The 17,376-nt window shown below is 69.9% G+C and carries 15 protein-coding genes; 6 read left to right on the top strand and 9 right to left on the bottom strand.

Going from position 1 to position 17,376, the window contains the following annotated elements:
- Window positions 1-147 precede the first annotated feature (147 nt).
- The 4 genes from haaN to haaT form a co-directional block, all read right to left on the bottom strand.
- Window positions 148-627 (bottom strand): cyclophane-containing RiPP N-acetyltransferase HaaN, encoded by a 480-nt coding sequence (gene haaN / locus RMT89_RS16280; RefSeq protein WP_315884474.1) that lies wholly within the window; start codon window positions 625-627, stop codon window positions 148-150.
- A gap of 92 nt (window positions 628-719) precedes the next feature.
- Window positions 720-1,880, bottom strand: coding sequence for an FxsB family cyclophane-forming radical SAM/SPASM peptide maturase (locus RMT89_RS16275; RefSeq protein ID WP_315884473.1), 1,161 nt, complete (start codon window positions 1,878-1,880; stop codon window positions 720-722).
- A gap of 13 nt (window positions 1,881-1,893) precedes the next feature.
- Complete coding sequence (gene haaA / locus RMT89_RS16270; protein ID WP_315884472.1) at window positions 1,894-2,097, bottom strand: HaaA family cyclophane-containing RiPP peptide; 204 nt, start codon at window positions 2,095-2,097, stop codon at window positions 1,894-1,896.
- Window positions 2,098-2,225: 128 nt separating this feature from the next.
- Window positions 2,226-4,991 (bottom strand): cyclophane-containing RiPP biosynthesis TPR protein HaaT, encoded by a 2,766-nt coding sequence (gene haaT / locus RMT89_RS16265; protein WP_315884471.1) that lies wholly within the window; start codon window positions 4,989-4,991, stop codon window positions 2,226-2,228.
- 530 nt (window positions 4,992-5,521) lie between these two features.
- On the opposite strand from haaT, the gene RMT89_RS16260 reads away from it, so the two are divergent.
- The 3 genes from RMT89_RS16260 to RMT89_RS16250 all read left to right on the top strand — a co-directional run bounded on the left by RMT89_RS16260 (window position 5,522) and on the right by RMT89_RS16250 (window position 7,640).
- The gene (locus tag RMT89_RS16260; RefSeq protein WP_315884470.1) at window positions 5,522-6,271 is read left to right on the top strand and encodes a DUF317 domain-containing protein; all 750 of its coding nucleotides are present in this window, start codon (window positions 5,522-5,524) and stop codon (window positions 6,269-6,271) included.
- Window positions 6,272-6,392: 121 nt separating this feature from the next.
- Window positions 6,393-6,839: a hypothetical protein gene (locus tag RMT89_RS16255; RefSeq protein WP_315884469.1), complete on the top strand. Its 447-nt coding sequence runs from the start codon at window positions 6,393-6,395 to the stop codon at window positions 6,837-6,839.
- A 93-nt stretch (window positions 6,840-6,932) separates the two neighbouring features.
- Entirely contained in the window at window positions 6,933-7,640 is a 708-nt protein-coding gene (locus RMT89_RS16250; protein WP_315884468.1) for a hypothetical protein, read from the top strand.
- Window positions 7,641-7,838: 198 nt separating this feature from the next.
- Here RMT89_RS16250 and RMT89_RS16245 read toward each other — a convergent pair whose 3' ends face one another.
- The 5 genes from RMT89_RS16245 to RMT89_RS16225 form a co-directional block, all read right to left on the bottom strand.
- Window positions 7,839-8,840, bottom strand: coding sequence for a ParB/RepB/Spo0J family partition protein (locus tag RMT89_RS16245; RefSeq protein ID WP_315884467.1), 1,002 nt, complete (start codon window positions 8,838-8,840; stop codon window positions 7,839-7,841).
- Window positions 8,841-8,908: 68 nt separating this feature from the next.
- Window positions 8,909-10,630 carry a relaxase/mobilization nuclease domain-containing protein gene (locus RMT89_RS16240; protein WP_315884466.1) on the bottom strand — a complete coding sequence of 574 codons (1,722 nt, stop codon included), beginning with the start codon at window positions 10,628-10,630 and terminating at the stop codon, window positions 8,909-8,911.
- The gene (locus tag RMT89_RS16235) at window positions 10,627-11,271 is read right to left on the bottom strand and encodes a MobC family plasmid mobilization relaxosome protein (RefSeq protein ID WP_315884465.1); all 645 of its coding nucleotides are present in this window, start codon (window positions 11,269-11,271) and stop codon (window positions 10,627-10,629) included. Before RMT89_RS16235 ends, RMT89_RS16240 begins: the two co-directional genes overlap by 4 nt.
- A 124-nt stretch (window positions 11,272-11,395) precedes the next feature.
- A complete protein-coding gene (locus RMT89_RS16230; protein WP_315884464.1) occupies window positions 11,396-12,379 on the bottom strand; it encodes a DUF2637 domain-containing protein in 984 nt (327 codons plus the stop codon).
- Window positions 12,380-12,753: 374 nt separating this feature from the next.
- A complete protein-coding gene (locus RMT89_RS16225; RefSeq protein WP_315884463.1) occupies window positions 12,754-14,274 on the bottom strand; it encodes a DnaB-like helicase N-terminal domain-containing protein in 1,521 nt (506 codons plus the stop codon).
- Between the two features lie 281 nt (window positions 14,275-14,555).
- Between RMT89_RS16225 and RMT89_RS16220 the strand changes: the two genes are divergently transcribed.
- The 3 genes from RMT89_RS16220 (at window position 14,556) to RMT89_RS16210 (ending at window position 17,338) form a co-directional block, all read left to right on the top strand.
- Window positions 14,556-15,095, top strand: a complete 540-nt coding sequence (locus RMT89_RS16220) for a helix-turn-helix transcriptional regulator (RefSeq protein WP_315884462.1) — start codon at window positions 14,556-14,558, stop codon at window positions 15,093-15,095.
- Window positions 15,096-15,254: 159 nt separating this feature from the next.
- Window positions 15,255-15,551: a helix-turn-helix domain-containing protein gene (locus RMT89_RS16215; RefSeq protein ID WP_315884461.1), complete on the top strand. Its 297-nt coding sequence runs from the start codon at window positions 15,255-15,257 to the stop codon at window positions 15,549-15,551.
- 11 nt (window positions 15,552-15,562) lie between these two features.
- Window positions 15,563-17,338 carry a site-specific integrase gene (locus RMT89_RS16210; RefSeq protein WP_315884460.1) on the top strand — a complete coding sequence of 592 codons (1,776 nt, stop codon included), beginning with the start codon at window positions 15,563-15,565 and terminating at the stop codon, window positions 17,336-17,338.
- Window positions 17,339-17,376 lie beyond the last annotated feature (38 nt).

The raw sequence follows: 17,376 nt of genomic DNA, 5'->3' as shown, positions 1-17,376 counted from the left end.
GTACGCCACTCCCTCTTCACGAACGTGCCTACGGAACGCGCGGGCGCCGACGCCGACGAGCCCGGCGGACACTCGCATCCGAGCCCGATGACGATCTTGCCGCCGCACTCGCCGCAGCGCTCTACTTCCACTCGCCTCGTACCACCCTCACGCCCTGCTGGAGTCGACCCGGTAGACGATCTTCCCGTCGGACTCGGTGAACCCGCGCGACTCGTAGAAGGCCCGTGCGCCTGGGTTGTCGCGGTCGGCCATCCATTCCACCCGGCTGCAGCCGGGGCGCGCGGCGGCCAGGGCGCGGAGTTCGTCCATGAGGCGAGCACCGATGCCCTGCCGACGCAGGGTGTCGCGGACGTAGAGCTCCTTCAGGAACAGGGAGTGCGAGGAACCGGCGGCCGGCCAGAGGAAGGAATACGCGGCGAGGCCCACAATGCCCCCGGTCTCGTCCTCGACGAGCAGGGCGGAAGCCAGCGGTGGCACGCCGAAGAGGGCTTCTTCCACCTGGAGGCGGCGCTCCTCGATCGGCTGGATATCTGTGTCGGTCGCCCCGTAGAACCGCTCGATCTCCTCGATCAGCTCGGCCACGGCCGGGACGTCCCGCTTCTCCGCGGGACGGATCGTCACGGTCATCGGCGCCTCCTGTCCTTCCTCGATTGCTTCGGTCGCTGCTGCACTCGTTCGTTCCAACGCGTGATCCCCTCCTGGCGGTACGGCACACGCGTCTACGGCGACGAGGCGGCCTGCGCGTAGGGGTCCCAGCCGTGCTGCCGCAGGGAGCCCTGGACGTGTCGGATGAGGTACTCCAGGTCCGCGCAGTAGACAGACGGATTCCGGTAACCCTGGGCTTCGCTGAAGCGGTGTGGGAGGTAGCCACCGCCGCACACGTCCACGAGCGGGCAGGCGCGGCACTGCTCGGCGAGCGCTTCCTTGCCGTGCTGCCGGTGCAGCAGCTTTGGATGCGACAGCGCTTCGTCGAAGGAGTGGCGGAGGACGTCGAGACCGAGCCAGGTGGCACCCTCCTCGACCGACCTCAGGGTGTCCACGGCCTCGATGGAGCCGTCGGACTCGATCACGACGCTCGTCGGCGGGGCCAGGCCGAGCGTCTCCACCGAGCCGCGCACGCCAGAGGTGAGAGCCACGATGTCCTCAAGCATCCGGACGCTGTGCCCGTACTCGGGCCGGGCGAGCCAGGCGTCATACACCCTGCTCATCCACAGCCCGTATTCGGGCACGCTCGGGTCGGAGCGGTGCGGCGGGTCGTCGTGGGTTGCGTGCGGCAGGCCGAAGTCGATCACCGGCGGTTCGAACGCCGCCAGATAGTCGTGGACCTCTACGGGGTCGTTGGCCAGGTCCACGACGGCGAGCAGCCCCGCGAACAGATGTGGCCGCGACCGCAGGAGTTCGATGCCGCGCACGGCGGAGGCGGCGCTCGACCGCCCGGTGTGCGTCAGCCGGTGCCGGTCGTTCGCACGCGGCGGTCCGTCGAGGCTGACGCCCACCGCGACCTCGTACTGTTCGAAGAGGTCCAGCCACGCACCGGAAAGAAGAGTCCCGTTGGTCTGGAGCTCGAAGAGGACCCGGGTCCCGGCCGGCACGCTGTCCCGGACGGCCTGCAACAGATCGGCCATGTGCCCGACACCGACGAGAAGCGGCTCCCCGCCATGCAGGACGACGTGGATGGCCCGAAGGCGGTGCGCGGAAGCGTGCTCACCTATCTGCCGGGCCGCAGCCCGTACCACGGCGAGGTCCATTCGGGCGGGCAGGCGCCGCGCCGCCTGGTCCTTGGAGTTGAAGACGAAACAGTAGTCGCAGTCGATATTGCAGCGGTTGGCGACCTTGAGGATGAACGTCCGGAAAGGAACGGGGCCTTCGGGTTCTGTCATCGAGCGGACGTGCTCACAGCGGCCAGGGCCAGATGAGCGAGGCCGCGTGGGCGCCGTCGCCGACCCGGCTCGTCGCGCCCTCCTCGGCCTCCAGCCGCTGCCGGACACGGGCGGCCACGCGGTCCAGGACGGCGGTGCCGGCCGCCGTCGGCTCCGCGGACGCCGGGCCGACGGGCGTGATGATGCGTGGCTCGGTGACGGACGCGGGTGACGGCATTCAACGCTCCTCGTGAGGTACGTGCCGGAGGTGGCACGGTGCGATGGGGCTGAAGCGACCAGATCAGCCGGAAACGTAGCATCCTCAACCACCCACCTGGCACAGGAAATTCGGCCACATGGTCGGCGTCAACCGGACCGCGGCACCAGCAACCGTTCGATGTCGTCCGCGGCCGCGCTCACGCCCAATCGCCGGTACACGGTCGCGGCGGCTCGAAGCGAGGTCACTCCGTGACCAGGCCCGTCAATCGTCCAGTCGCAGCGGCCGATGCCTTCCAGTGCCCGCGCCTCCTCCAGCGGGCAGCGGATGTCCCGCGCGAGCGTGAGCGCCTGATCGAAGTGCCGACGGGCGGCCGGCGGTTCATCGGAGGTGAGCAGCAGCATCCCCCAGTGGTTCAGTACCTCTGCCTCGCCGCACCGGTCGCCCAAGTCCCGCAGGACCTCCAAGCCGCGTTGGAACGCCTCGATCGCGCCGTCGCGCTCACCGACGATGCCGCGCGCCACGCCCAGCTCGCTCAGCGAGGCGGCCTCACCTCCGCGGCTGCCGAGTTCGCGGTAAACGTCCAGGGCCTCCACCAGAAGCCGGATCGCCTCTGTCGCATCCCCGGTCACACGCTCCACGACGCCAAGGTGGCGGACGCTGGTCGCGCGGCCGAACCGTTCACCGAGCTCGGTAAAGTGCGTCAGGGCCTGGCTGTGTGCCGTCCGCGCTCCCTCGGTGTCCCCGGTCAGCCGTCGGACGACGCCCAACTCATTCAGCGCGTAAGCCTGGTGCACACGGTCGTCCAGCTCCAGGTAGATGTCGAACGCTTCCTGATGATGCCGCGTGGCCAGGTCGTACGTGCCCATGAGGCAGTGCGCGACACCCAGGTCCCGCAGGGAGTTCGCCTCCCCGTACCGGTCACCGAGTTCCCGGTAGATCGCCAGGGCCTCGCTCTGCGCCTCCACTGCGGCGTCGAACCGACTCATCTGCCGGTGTGTCATGCCGAGATCGGCAAGCGCGTTCGCCTGTCCGAGCCGGTTGCCCAGCTCACGGTAGAGGGCGAGGGCCTCGGTCTGGGCGCGGGCTGCGTCCTCGTTGTCCGCAGTCAGGTACCAGACGATGCCGAGCTGGTTGAGTGCGTCCGCCTTGCCGCGCCGGTCGTCGACTGCTTCGTACGCCGTCACGGCGTCGTTCAGGGCCTCGATCGCCTGTGGGTAGGCGGCCATGAAGCGGCGTACGACCCCCAGCTCGGCGAGAGCATCGCCCCGTGCCCGCTGGTCGCCGGTGTGGCGGGCGGCCTCGGCAGCGGTCCGGTGGAGCCCGACAGCCTGGTCCCAGGGACCGGCCTGGCGCAGGAAGGGCGCCATAGCCGCGGCGAGCCGGACCACGAGGTCATACAGGGCGAGGCCGTTCGCCCGCCGGACGCAGGCCAGGATGTTGGCCCGCTCGGTCTCCAGCCAGCTCAGGGCATCCGCCCGCGACTCCAAGGCTGGGGTTTCCACCCGCGATGCGCTGTCCGGAGCCGGTGGCACCGCGGCGCCGCTGCGCACGATGTGCCCATTCGCAACGACGAGAGCGGCCAGGTAGTAGGTGCACACACGCTGGACGGCCTGTACGTGGTCCATGCTGTCTCCCTCGGCAGCGAGACCGCGAGCGTAGTCGCGCAAGAGATCATGCAGCCGGTAGCGACTCCCCGGTTGTTCGTCGATCAGATGGTCGTCGTAGAGCGCCTCAAGATGTCGACGGGCCACCACGACCGAGACCTCATCAAGCGCCGCACCGACGTGCGGGTCGAGATCGGTGCCCGGAAAGAAGCCGAGCTGTCGGAAGAAGCGCTGCCGCTCCGGCGCGAGATCCCGATAGGACAGATCGAACGTCGCGGTGACGGCGCGTTCCCCGGCGCGCAGCTCCCCCAGCCGGTCCCGCGCCGCCACCAGCCGCCCGCGCAGGTCCTCGGCGCCCCAGGACGGATGGTGCCGCAACCGTGCCGCGAGCAACGACACCCCCAGCGGCAGACACCCGCACAGTCGCACCAACTCGTCCACCACATCCCGGCCGAGAGCGTCGGCTGGCCGCCCACTGAGCCGCACGAAGAGGTCGACCGCGTGATCCGGCGGCAGTGCGTCCACCGACATGACCACCTCCTCGTTCGCCACCAGCCGCTTGCGACTGGTCACCAACACCAAGCACCCGCTCCCACCGGGGAGCAGCGGCTCCAACTGTCGGTAGCTGGCCGCGTTGTCGAGAATCAGCAGCGCCTTCTTGTCCGCGAGCCTGCTCCGCCACATGGCGGCCCGGGCCTCCGTGACCGCTCCGATGTCGTCACCGACGGGAATCTGCTGCGTCGGCACGCCGGCGGCCGCGAGAAGCGAGGCGAGCGCCTCGCCGGCCTGCACCGGAGTGCGCCCCGGCGTGTGTCCGTTGAGGTTCACGAAGAGCTGTCCGTCGGGGAACCGCTCGGAGAGCAGGTGGCCTGCGTGCACGGCGAAGGTGGTCTTCCCAACACCGGGCATGCCGTCGATCACGTGAACGGGCAGCCCCTCGCCACGCTCCTGTGAGGCCCGCACCGAGCCCACCAGCCGTTCCAGCTCCGCGGCACGGTCGGTGAACGCGGCGGTGTCGCGCGGCAACGAACGCAGCACCTGAGCGGCCCCTGGCCCTGCTCCGTCCTCCGGTCGGCCCGGACGGGTGGGAGGCCGCGTCTCGGAGAGGCCGGCGAGCAGGGCCGTCAGCCCCGCCATCGTCACGCCCAACACGACGAACGAGAACCAGGCGTGCTCCTGTAACCACCCCAGCCAGCCGGGCCACCGCGACTCATCGGACACGGCGTTCGTGACGAGCCCGACCAGCATTGTGGTCACAGCGCCGCCTCCGGCGACGACGGCGATCGCGATCCCGCGCCGGAGTCTCATACGGAGGCCCCATCAGCCGAGGGAACGGCCGATTCCTGCCTGGTGGCGCTATTGACGCACCACGCACCGCCAACCGACCTGGTCACGAAGGCAACCCCCGAGTAGAACGCCCCAACTTCCCTAACGGAACAGTCCTCGTAGACCTTGGTCAAGGGCGCGTCTGAGCCACGGGGCGCACCAGCTTCCGCAAGGCCGCCTGTCGGCTACGACAACGGCACGGTTAGGACTCCCAAGCTAGTCGATCAAGTGCGGGATGTGGACCGCGCTGCGCGCCATCGGCGGCCGCCCGTCGAGGGCCACCGCGACGTATGACCCTGGCGATCACACGCCGGATCCGCGATGGGCGCGGCCCGCCTCTTTGAGCAATCCCGTCCACCTTTCAACCAGTTCGCCGCAGGCAGACAGGAAAGATCTCGAAACGACTGGCGAACAGCCGCACAGCCATGCCACCCTCCAACACCTTGCCGGAAGACCTGGCCAGCGAAGTGACGCGATGATCCCGGACGGCCAGTCTTCTACCCCACGAACTCATGGAGGCGCCCCTGCTCCCGCACCACTCCAGCGACCGCTCCCAACCCGACTTGCCCGACCCGGTGTACTGGGTCACCCCGCGTCATCTGGCCGGCGACGACGGTGTGCTCGCCGACCGGATCGGCGACACCCTGTCCGACCTCGGCTGGCGCATGTGGCCCACATCCCGTCACACGCTCCTATACGTAAGCCCGGACGGGCTGCGTGGCGCCGAATGGATCCTCGCGGCCTACCCGTTCGAGCTGGGCGGTCTGCCCGTCGCCTGGCAGCTGAGCGTCCGCGCGCATGCCGCCTCCGCGATGCCGGTGTGGAACGCGTACTTCACCACCGGCGTCTCCTATGAGGCGCTCGCCGATCTCCTCATGGCGCTCGACGGCCGTGAGGCGACCAATGTCGGCTTCCAGGAGCCCGAGACGGTCCTCGACGCGCTGAGTGCCCGGGGCTGGATCCGCGATGTGGACCGCCCCCGCACCACTGCCGTAGACCCCGGGTTCTCCTCCTGCGTCTCCCTGGAGATGCTGCCGCCGCTCATCGAGGACGGCGATCCGCGTCCTGACCTGGTGGGCTGGCAGGCATGGGCGGACCCCGTTCCTGGCGCCCCGTACCTGTGGTGTGCCAGCTTCAGCGCCAGCGTCCCCCATGACTTGGTCGCCGCGTTCGCGTCCTCACTCGCCTCCCCGGTCCCGGTGCCTCGCCACACTGTGCCCGAGAGCGCTGAGGGGCGGCTCACCGTCGTCCGCCGCAGCTGATAGCCCCTGCCCCACAGGATCCGCTGTTGTGCGGCTCGTCGCCGATCTCCCCGAGCGGCAACAGCTCAGACGTATGAGGCGTGTTCTCCGCGCCTGCCCGATGACAGAGAAGGAGAAAGTCGTGTTCTTTCGACGCGCCCGCGAGGACCGTGCATTCCGTGAAGTCCAGCGTGCGGGCTACGAGCTGCTCCTACGACTGCAGGCCACCCAGCCATGGCCCGACTGCCCCGAGCCGACCCCGCAGGACCCTGCCGCAGAGGAAGCGGCGGTGCCCGACTTCCTGCCGCCGGAGTTGCGGCTGCCGTCGGCCCAGGAGATGGCCGGGGTGATGATGCGCTGGCTGCAGCCGCTCGTCGTCGACGGCGAGGTCCGTACGTGCCCCGGGTGCGGCGCGTATCGGGATTGGATCGTCTTCTGCATGCGCGACGACTCGATATGGCTGCGCTGCCGAGCGGGCCACGAGACGAGGGAGCCCGGCCTGGATGCGGTCTGGTTCAACCGCCACTCCGGTCCTGTCGACCGGTTCCACCCCACTCTCGAAGAGGGCCTGCGCCACCTCGGCCATTGACCTCTCGAAACCCCCGCTCCCCTTCGTACTGCCGGCGCCCGGAGGGCCGGCCTGGTCAGACCGTCCGCTTCGCAGGCCACAAAGGGGTTTCCTATGCGCCTTCACACCACGACCGTCCTCAGCCTCAGCGCCCTTGCCGTCCTGACCCTGGCGGGCTGCTCCCATGGCAGCGCCGTCTCCTCCGGCCCCATGTCCTCCCCGATCGTCCCGGTGCACCCGGACGACGAGAGCGTCCCGGCGCCCGCTCCGCTGTCATCGGCCGCGCTGGCCAAGCGGCTCCTGGACGAGAGCGACCTGGGCCAGGGCTACGCCCGAATGCCGCAGCGTTCCGCGCACCATGAAAACGTGAGCGTGATCGGCTGCCCGGCACTGGAGAAGATCGGCGGCGACGCGGGGACCGGCGTCAGCCTCGTCTTCCCCCGCAAGGCGAAGGCGTCCTTCACCTACGCCGGCGGCAACAGCTCCGAGCTAACCGAGGAGCTGTACAGCGATACAGCGGCGAAGCTGTCCAAGGACATCGGGGAGATCTTCGATGCGATGGTCTCTTGTCCGACGTACCAGGTGGTGTCGGGCAGCACCCCCATCACCGTCACACCCCGGAACCTGCCCGCACCCCGGCTGGGGGACGAGCGGTGGAGCCTGCTGCTCACCTTCACCGCTGACGGGCGCAGCAGTCTCATCAAGCAGACGGCCGTCCGCACCGGGCCGGTAGTCGTCGTGATCTCCGGTAGCCCCAGCCTGGTCGACGCCCACTTGCACGAGGCGGTCGCCAAGGCCACGGCGGTCACGCTCACGGGGTGATGGGGCGGGATCGGCAGGCACGGACAGCGCCGCAGGCCCCGAGACCAAGGCCGGTTCCTATACCGCCAGATCCCCGCCGTGGTCATGGAGGTGCCTGTCGTTTCCCCACGGTGGTGAGCCCCGTGACCTGGGCGGGCTTCACCGTCCTCGCCCCTGGAGGCCGGAGCCAACAAGGCCGGCCGCAGGGGCGCCGCTGTGTCAGGCCAGGGCGGTCAAGTTCTGGACGAGGGAGCGGACTTCGGTCGTGAGGCCGTCAAGGATGTCCCGCCTGTAGGGGGTGTCGGGTCGGGCAGCGAGGTCTTGGACCGTGGCCCAGTTCTCGGCAACCACCCGGAGAGCCTGCTGCGCTTGCTGGACGGCATTCCGCCGGTGGACGAGGAACTCTTCGGCGCGCTGGTGGGCCTGCTCCCAGGTGATGTCTCCCCGCTCGACGAGCTGGGCCAGGGGCGGGGCGGAGTCGCCGTCGGAGAGGCGGAGAGCATCCGTGTGCTGCACGGACTGCCGGAGCTGTTCTTCGTGTTGCCGCTGGTCGAGTGCCGCTACGGCGTTGTCAAGGGTGCGGAGGCCCTCCACGACCTGTTCGGCAAGGTCGGGGGCATGCTCGCGCAGGCGGCCGTGCTGGGCCTGGATCTCGGCGGCGCGAGCCTGGCGTTCGCGCACGGTGCTGTAGGCGGCATCGAGGCTGAGCTGGCCGCTGCGGACCTGCTCGGCGAGGGGAGGGTTGTGCTTGAGGACCGTGGCCGCGTTGGAGAGACGGGTCAGGCTGATGCTGTGGACCTTGGCCTGGTGGCGCAGGGAGTGTTCCGAAAAGGAACGGGCCATCGCGACGATCATCGCCTGCTGACCCTTGCTGATGTGCCGACGGCGCAGGTTGTGGGCGAGGATCAGCCCCTTGGGGTCGCTGCCGCTGTAGGTGGTGAAGCGCGGCTCGACGCCGGCGATCTCGCAGGCGGCCAGACGGTTACGCCCGTCGAGGAGGACACCGTCGGCGGACAGGACGATGGCCTCGTGCTGGCCCTCGGTCTTGATGGACTCGGCCAGGTCGTGCAGCTCGTCGGCGCTCAGCATCGGGAACATGTCGGCGGTGGGGTGGGTCTGGATGATGGGCTCCTCGTCGGATGGGGTGCCGGTGACGCACCGCAGATGTCCTGCGGCGTCGTAAGACCGGGGGCAGGACTGTTGTCGTTGATCGGTTGTCATCGTGACTTCGGTGGCTCTCGGTAGCGGGTGCGAGGCGTGCGCGGCCGCTGCGTCAGGGGGGCTGGTGCTCACCGCGGACGGTGAGTGCGGGATGGCATCTGCGTGGATGTGGGGGGTGTCGCGGCGGTGGCCTGCGCTGTGGACCCGACGCGGGGGATGTGGGGGCTACGGGCTTGCGCGGCTCGTGCACCTGGGCCGGGGGCGTGCCGGTCGCCGAGGCGTTGGATACGCCAGACGAGAACTTCGGATGCCGATTTGGCGTCGCGCAAGGAGCGCTGCTGGGCTGCCTGCCGGAGGACGGCTGCGGGGTTGTGGCCTGCGGCTTCGGCGGCGGCAAGGGCGGCGGTGAGTGCGGGCCAGGCAGCCTCGGTGAGGATCTGCCCGGAGTGGGAGGGCAGGACCTCGTGCAGGGTGCGGGCGTACCGGTGGACAGTGCTTTCGGAAGGCCGGCGCCCGGCGAGTACGGCGAGGCTGGCGGGGGCGATCTGGTCGTAGGCGGCCTGGAGATGGATGAGCGTTTGGCGGGCGGCGGCCACCTGCCGGTCGTGGTGGTGCAGCGCGCTGCGGCGCTGGGCTGCGACGACGACGAGGATGGCGACGTCCAGGAGCATGGCCAGGCCGGTGTGGTCCGCAGGCTGGTAGCGCATGGCTTTCAGAGCGCCGCGCAGGGCGCGGGCGTGCTGGTGGTCGGCGCGGGCACGGGTGTGGGCGGCGTGCTCGAAGGCGACGGCGGCGCGGTGGAGTTCGGCCTTGAGAGGGACGGGGGCGTGGGCGGGCAAGGCGTAGAGGACTTCGCCGAAGACGGTCAGGTGGGCTTGTGCGGCGCTGTCGTCGGCGTGATCAAGGTGGTGGGGGATACGTTCTGCGGCGGCGGTGGCCTGGTGCCAAGGGCTTGGGCGGTAGTGGCCGGCTGGTGAGGCCGCCGTGGCGGAGTGCGCTTCGGCGGCGGCCAGACGCTGCTGGATCTGCGGGAGGGACAGATCGGTGGCGAGGCTGGAGCCGGAGTACCAGATGGGTGTGCCGTCGTCAGGCAGGGCGACCTTGTAGCCGCCGAGGTCACCAGAGGGCAGGGTGCGTGTTTCGACCTGAAGGCCGGCGTCGGCGAGCAGGTTGAAGAACTCGTCCAGGTCCTTCGCGTGGGAGAGCGCGATCCGCACGGTGTGCCGCAGCCGCTCGCGAGCCGTCTTGTGGTGGCCCAGCCGTTTGGCCTTCTCCTGCTCGGCGCGGGTGGGGCGCTTCGCCGCCGGAGTGCCGGTGGCGGCTTCGGGGCCCCGCGGAACCTGGGTGAGGCCGAAGTCCTTCTCGATCCTGGCGAGTTCGGTCATGGCGCGGTGGTAGTCGTTCCAGTTCCGCGGCGGGCGCAGGTCGCCGCGGACTTTGGTGGCGACGATGTGGATGTGGTCGTCCGCGTGGCGCACGGCCACCCACCGGCAGCCGTCCGGATCGCCCTCCGGTGCGATGCCGGTCGCATGGACCATGCGCTTGGCGATCGTCGCCCACTCGGCGTCGGTCAGGAGGCGGTCCTCGGGCGCGGCGCGCACCGAGCAGTGCCACACGTGTCCCTCAGGTGCCTTGTCGCCAGCCTGCTCGACCCGCAGATCCAGGGCCTTGGTGAGCTGGCCGAGCCGCTGCTTGTGCCCGGGGCTGTCATACGGGCCGGGGTCCAGAACGAAGTCATCCCAGGAAGCGACGATGTGCTGGTCGGTGTGTTCGTTGGCGCGGCCCTTGTCGAAGAGGTACGCCAGGACGCCGTAGGTGTTGTTGCCCGGCTTGACGATGTTCGCGATCAACTCAGGCCCCCCGCCTTCTGCCCGGCTGCCCGGAAAGCCGCGTCGTCGATCGCCCGGACCGTGTCGTGGGCGGTGGCGAGCAGGCGCTCGGCCCGGTGAAGGATCGCGGCGTCCACAGGGTGTGGATCGCCGCCCGAGTTGAGGCGGCGGGCGATCTGGTTGACGTTGTTGCCGATCCGGGCTATCTGCGCCCGCTGGGTGGCGAGCTCGTCGACCGCATCGTCGTAGACCGTGCGAGGGGCGGCGACGGTGATCTCACCGCGGACGCGGGCCATGGTGGCGTCGGCGATGTATCGAGCCATGGTCACGTGCTCGGCTTTCGCCGCTGACTGGATGTCGTGCTTCTCATGCGGAGCGAAGCGGGCGGTGACGTGCTCGGAACGCTGCGCGTCGAGGTTCGCGCGGCGGTGCGGCGTACGCTGCTTGGCCCCCGCGACGAGACCGGTCGGCTGCTCGCCGGCGCTCGCCCGCTCCTGCTCTGGCACGCCCTCGTGCCAGAGCTGATCCTCCGCCACCCCCGAGGCGGAGGTATTCGCGATGGACCGGCCTATGGACGGTCCATCGCTATTGCTTGCTGCGCTGTTCAGGCCGATGGTCATCTCCTGCTGGGGGGTGGCGAGTTCGCGGTGCGGATCGGGCATGGAACGGTTCTCCGTGGGGTGCCGGTGTCGGGTGCATCGCTTTGCGCGGCCTCGTGCCCCCGCGCTTGTCTGGCATGGGGCACGGGTGAGCCGGAAAGGTGGGGCGAAGGTGCGTTTTGCGGGGTCAGGCGGAGCCGACGGGGGCAGTGCCGAGTTCCCTCTGCCGCTGGGAGACGGCTTCGTCGAGCCCGTCGAGAGGCGCGGTCTCGAAGTCGTCGTATGCGGTGGGCTCGGCCTGGATGGTGCGCTCGGCCTGCAGCTGGTCGCGCAGGGAGCGGGCGCGTTTCTGGCCGATCCGTAGTTCGCCGCGCAGACGCTCGGCGGTCAGCCGGTCGTCGCTCCAGTCGGCGGTCAGGAGCCGGGCCTCGTCGAGGATTTCGGCGTCGGTGCGGGTGCGGTCGGCGGCCGACTTGGCGGTGGTGCGGACCCGACCGGTCGCCCGACGCGAGGAAGCCTGGGTCGGTTCAACCACGGCGGCCGACCGGGGCGGTCGGGTAGCGGGTGCCGACTCGTCGGCTTCGGTCGGCCTCGTCACGGGCGCCTCGGCGACCTTCACGGGGGTCGACTCGGTCGGCTGCTCGGGGGCAGAGGCGGCCTGGTCAGACCTCGACCGCGTGGCCTGCTCCTGAGCTTGCGGACCCTGCGACTGGGCATAGGCTGCTTCGGCCGAGTCGGCCGACTCGGGGGTGTGGTGCAGCACCTTTGCCACGAGGTCTGACCCGAAGTAGATCGACCCGACCGGGAGCGAGGTCGCCAGCAACACAAGGGCCCAGTTCGCCGGGTCCCAGTCGGCCAGTCGGCCCCACTGGACCGACTCGGTGTGCAGGGCCGGAATGAGGCCGTGCACGTAATTCAGCAGGAGGCTGGCGATCGTGTAAGTCGCCAGGACCCGCAGCGCGAACCTCCGGTCGGTACCGGTCAGCACGAGCGTGGCGACCAGCGCGAGGGCCATCAGCCCGTCGATGACGATCGGGTAGAGCAGGGCGGCGGTGGGGTCGGCGCCGATGGCGCGGGCCACGTCGGACAGCGCGTTCCACGAGACCCGGAAGGCCATGAGGACGACGGCCACCAGGCCGACGACGAGGGTGATGCGTCCGTTGCGGTTCACGCGACGACCTCCAGCGGGTGCGAGTGCTCGGCGGCCGGGGCGAGTGGGAGCAGGGTGATGCCGACGCGGCTGCCGCGTACGGCTGCCGGGGCGCTCGGGGCAGGGGGGTGCAAGGGCGTGGGCTCCGGGGCGGGAAGTGGGGCTTGCGGGGTGGGAGTGAGCGGCGTTCACGGAGGGGGCGTTCACGCGGGCCCCCTTCTAAAGGGGGCCCCGCGCGTGATCGCCTGGGCGCGTGTACGGCGTGGACGCTCGCGTGATCGCTCTACCTGCGGTTTTACTGTGAGCGTGGACGCCGTGAGCGGTTCACGGCGGGGTGTTCGCACGGGGTCCGCGTGTACGGTCGCGTGATCGCTCCGCGTTGGCCGGTGGCGGGCTCAGCCGACGGCGGTGAGGTGGCGGGAGGAGGCGTAGTAGCGGGTCTGCTGCCCGCCTCCGGCTCCTCCGGCGACGCCGTCGGCCCTGGTGGCCAGGCCGCTGTCGACGAGGCGAGACAGGTGGCGCCGCGCCTTTTCGACGTCGGCCCGTTCGGGTTCGCCGCCGCCGATGAGGACGGTCGCCAGGTCGCGGGCGGTCAGGCCGCCAGGGGCGTTGCGCAGCAGGACGGCGGGGTCCTTGGTCGGGTCGACCGTGGTGGTGCCGCGCTTGTGGTCGTGGGTGACGTCCAGCGGGCCGACCTCGCCGGTGGGGGTCTTGAGGTGGTGCAGGGTGACCGCCGGGTCGCCCGCCCGGCCGGTGACGAACAGGACGCTGCCCGCGCCGGCGGTGATCCAGGTGGAGCCGTAGACCTGGTCCAGGCTTGGGCGCTGGCCGCGCGGGGCGTCGGCGGTGGCCTTGCGCTGGTGGTGCAGCTCCAGGATCTCCACGCCGCCTCGCAGGGCGCGCATGCGGGCGTTGTGGAAGGCGACGGCGAGGCTGTCGTCGACCATCGTGCTCACCGCGTCCTTGAGGCTGTCGATCACGATGGTGTCGGCCTGGTGTGCGGCGGCGAGGTCGGCGAGGAGGTCGGGCTCCCTGTCGAGGGTGGCGGGCAGTGGCCCTTCCCAGACGACGAGCCGGTCACGAAGGATCGCCTCGTCGGTGTCGAAGACGCGGCGGGCCATGGCCTTGGCGATCTGCTTGGGCCGGTCCATGGCCAGGTAGAGCACCCGCCTGCTGGGAGCGACCGGCATCTCCAGGACCGTCTCCGACAGGCCGAGGCGGGCGAAGATCACCTGGTGGGCCAGGGTGGTCTTGCCGACACCGGGTGCACCCACGATCATCAGGCTCTCGCCCGGCGCCCAGACGGTCTTCTCACGGGTGCCCCACAGGGGCTCAGCGTCCGCGCCGGACTCTTTGACGAAGGACCACCCGTCGGTGGCGAAGCGGTTCAGCCGGCCCTGGCCCGAGGCGAGGGCGCGCTCGCGCTCGGCCCGCATCTCCGCTTCGACCTCGCTGCGGATCGCCTCGGGGTCGGCGCCCGGCTCCTGGGCGCGCTGGACAGTGCGGATCGCGGAGGCGAGCAGGCGGCGGAGGTTGGCCTTCTCTCGGATGATCTCCGCATGCTGCTCCGCGCCGCCGGTGCCGTAGTGCACGTCGGCGAGTTGGTGCAGGTAAGGACGGCCACCGACGCGCTGCAGGTCCCCTTGCTGCTGGAGCAGTTCGGTGAGGACGATCGGATCGGTCGGCCTGTCCTCGCGGCGCTGGGCGAGGAGCGCGCGCCAGATCGTCTCGTGCGCGGGGCGATAGAAGGCGTCCTCGCCCAGGATGGGCCGGACCGCGTCGATGATGTCGGATTTGTGCATGCAGGCGCCGAGGACCGCGCGCTCGGCGTCCACGTTGTACGGAGGCTCCATCGGCGCGGGGGCCTCGTCGAAGCGGGATGGCATCTCGGGCGGCAGGGTCGTACCCTGAGGCATAGAGCTCCTCACCCGGCAGGCCACTATGGGGCGGCAACCCCGGCCGGTGCCGGTTTCGATCGTTCAGGGATGGATGGTTGTGCGGTGGAGCCTCTACCTCGGCCCCGGTGTTCGTAGCACCGGGGCCGCTTGCGTGTGCGGATGCGTCCACCGCTGTACGGCGGACTACGACCATAGCTGAAATTTTCGGAAGCGCAACGCCTTGCATTTCATTCCGCAATGATGTTTAGTTGTGGACGCTCGCCCCAGTGGACCCGGATGTCGTGTGAAGGGAGGTGCGAATGAGCGGTGAGGAAGGTGTGGAGCGCGCCGGCCCGGGTCGTCCGATGCCGGAGGATCACGCCGCCGCACGCATCAAGCTGGAGCGCGAGGTCCGCGGTTGGAGCACGGTGAAGCTCGCCGAGGAGATGGCCGCTGCCGGCCATCCGATCAACCAGTCGGCGATCTGGCGCATCGAGAGCGGCAAACCCCGTCGCAGGGTCAACCTCGACGAGGCACTCGGCTTCTGCAAGGTCTTCGACATCACCATGCAGGACCTGACTGGACCGCCAGGAGAGCTCGCCACGCCCCGCATCCGCCAGCTCGCCCAGACGTACGTCCAGATGACGCTGGAGTACCGCCAACTGCGAGCGGCGATCGACCGGAACCAGATGCACCTGCACGAGATCCAGATCGAACTCGACGCCTACGGGGACAAGGGCCCCGAGCAGAGAGGACAGGTCGACGAACTCCTCCGGCTCGAAGAACGAGCCGCGATGAGAAGCCTGCACCCTTCCAAGGCACACCTGCGAAACCAGGAGCAGCCGCCCGCCGACGAGTAGCCGGCCGTTGCCCCACCGGCGCTACGAACGCCGAGAACCCCATAAGCGCGGCGGCCCCTGTCGCCGACGATCACCCATCCATCCCTGAACGACGCCACCGGCCAGGCCGACGGGAGTTGCCGCTCCCGCGACGCCGCGATGCCGGGGGAGGAGTATCCCTTGTCGCAGCCCGCCCTGCCCATTTCCCAGATAGCCCAGCTCCTGGACGTCCCCGAAGACGCCCTGCGCGCCCTGATGGCCGAGCGGCGATCCGCCGGCGACGCAACCCTGGTCGCCCTCACTGTCGCCGAGGCCGCCCGCCGGATCGGCATCGGCCGCACCAAGCTGTACGAGTACGTCTCCTCCGGCGAGATCGCCTCCGTCAAGATCGGCAGCCTGCGCCGCATACCTGCTGAGGCGGTCGGTGAGTTCCTAGCCCGACGCTTTCGGGCCTCGGACTTCGACGCTGCGGCCTGAGGCGGGCGCGCATGGCAAAGGCCAAGAAGCCCAGCACGTCCCGCCAGCCCAACGGCGCCTCCTCGATCTTCCTCGGGAAGGACGGTCGCTGGCACGGCTATGTCACCGTCGGCGTCAAGGACGACGGCACCCCGGACCGGCGCCACGTCAGCCGCAAGACGCGCCCCGAGGTCACCAAACTCGTGCGCGAACTGGAGAAGCAGCGCGACTCCACCGGTGTCGCCAAGGCGGGCCAGACCTGGACCGTCGCGACGTGGCTGACCCACTGGGTGGAGAACATCGCCGCGCCCAGCGTCGGCGAGAACACCATCGACGGCTACCGCGTGGCGGTCTACCACCACCTCATCCCCGGCCTGGGCGCCCACCGCCTGGAGAAGCTGGAGCCGGAACACCTGGAGCGCTTCTACCGGAAGATGCAGGCGAACGGCAGCTCCGCCGGCACCGCCCACCAGGCGCACCGCACGGTCCGCACGGCACTAAACGAGGCCGTACGCCGCCGCCATCTCGCCATCAACCCGGCCTCCATCGCCAAGGCCCCCAAGCTCGAAGAGGAGGAGGTCGAGCCGTACACGATCGAGGAGGTCCAGCGCCTCCTCCTCGAAGCGGGCAAGCACCGCAACACCGCCCGCTGGGTCATCGCCCTCGCCCTCGGCCTGCGCCAGGGCGAGGCCCTCGGGTTGCAGTGGGGGGACGTCGACTTCGAGAACGGCGTGATCCTCGTACGCCGAGGGCGCCTGCGGCCCCGCTACAAGCACGGCTGCGGCGACAAGTGCGGGCGCAAGCCCGGCTATTGTCCGCAGAAGATCAGCATCCGTCGCGAGACGAAGGACACCAAGACCCGCGCCGGCAAGCGCCCGATCGGCATGCCCGAAGAGTTGCTCAAGCTGCTGCGGCAGCACAAGGAGGAACAGGACCGCGAGCGCACTCTCGCCCGGGACCTGTGGGTGGAGAAGGGGTACGTGTTCACCTCTCCGATCGGCGAGCCGCTCAACCCCAACACCGACTTCCACCGGTGGAAGGACCTGTTGAAGGCGGCGAACGTTCGCGACGGGCGCCTCCACGACGCCCGGCACACCGCCGCCACGGTGCTGCTCATCCTCGGCGTCCCCGAAGCGGTCGTCGACAGGATCATGGGCTGGGAGCCCGGCAAGTCCGCCCGGATGCGTCGCCGCTACCAGCACCTCACCGGCAAGGTGCTCCAGCAGACGGCAGCGAAGGTCGGCGCCCTGATCTGGGGCTCAACACCGCACCAGTTCCCGGCGACACCTGGAGGTCCCGTGCCGGGTTTGAGTCAGGGCCCCGTACCAGCAGGGCCGGATGTGTACGTGGCCTGTCTCGGCGAGCGGTATGTTCCGTTCCTGCACAACGAGCATGCCCAGGCCGTGGTCTCCCAGTGGGGCGCCGATCATCCTGGCAAGCCTGCGCATGTGGAGAAGTGGGACCGGCCGCAGTGGGAGCACGAGGGCCCTGGCGGCGTGCAAGCTATCCGCGACCGCATGCCGGACCGCCGGGTTGTCCACCATGCCCACGCCGTGTTCCTGCCCGGCGGCGAACGGCTCAACATCGGCCGCGACGAGCAATGGTCCACGCCAGCCTGGGAGTTCGAAACCGATCTCTACACGGATCTACCGGTGCGCTGGCACACCACCCGCCGATCTGGCCAGGAGGTCGAGGCCCAGGTCCGCGGCACGGACCGCGAGGCTGTGATCACGGCGTTCGCCGATGCTCGTGCACAGGCTGTGGATAGGGCCAGGAATCCCGGAAAGTACGGGGACGACTACGCGTAGTGGGGAGCCGTGGCGTTACGAAGCCGGGCGACGAGTGT

The organism is Streptomyces sp. P17 (assembly GCF_032436805.1).
Lineage (GTDB): Bacteria > Actinomycetota > Actinomycetes > Streptomycetales > Streptomycetaceae > Streptomyces.
This window is presented reverse-complemented; position numbering and strand designations above follow the sequence as displayed.